The sequence below is a fragment of the Carboxylicivirga linearis genome (assembly GCF_018271995.1).
GTDB lineage: Bacteria > Bacteroidota > Bacteroidia > Bacteroidales > Marinilabiliaceae > Carboxylicivirga > Carboxylicivirga linearis.
On the sequence record NZ_JAGUCO010000129.1, the window covers coordinates 1 to 619 of the forward strand.

A 619-nucleotide genomic window follows, 5' to 3' on the forward strand; every position below is an offset into this window, starting at 1 on the left:
AGGCACAGATTCAATTTTATGCTTCAGATGTATCTGATAAAATCAGGCTGGAGATTAATGGGATTTCAAATGTTGGAGAAACAGGTAGCCTGATCCATCAAACTCCGGATTCATTATTCTATTATAATCGAAATACCGCATCATCCAGCCTTTCAAACAATCTGGCAGGTGACGATTCTAAAATTATAAAACCGACATTATTGGCAGATGGTTCGTCTGCTAATCCTGCAAAGAGTGGGTATGATGATAACAACCAAATTTCCATTGCTTCTGCAGATGGATTGTCTAGTTCAGAAGATACAACCCTTCAGTCGAATAGTACAGGGGGACAAGTTATAAGTGGGATAGTGATGGATGCACATACAAAAGAAACAATACCTAACGTAGCAGTCTATTACGATCAGACTTTCAAAGGAACAACAACTGATCAGTATGGAAATTTCAAAATAAACAGTATTAAAGATAGGTCGCTTGTATTCAGTTCTATAGGATATTACTCTACCTCAATTTCTGATTATGCGAGTTTAGAAGATTTAAAAATATTTTTAAAACCTAAGAATTATGAAGTTGGAGAGGTAACCGTTAATTCAGAATCACTTGAAAAGCAAAGGGCTAAAAA

At 35.7% G+C, this 619-nt stretch carries 1 protein-coding gene; it reads left to right on the top strand.

The window, feature by feature from the left end; translation table 11 throughout:
* Positions 1–619, top strand: a 619-nt coding sequence (locus tag KEM10_RS23990) for a carboxypeptidase-like regulatory domain-containing protein (protein WP_212221002.1), incomplete at both ends; no start/stop codon positions are given.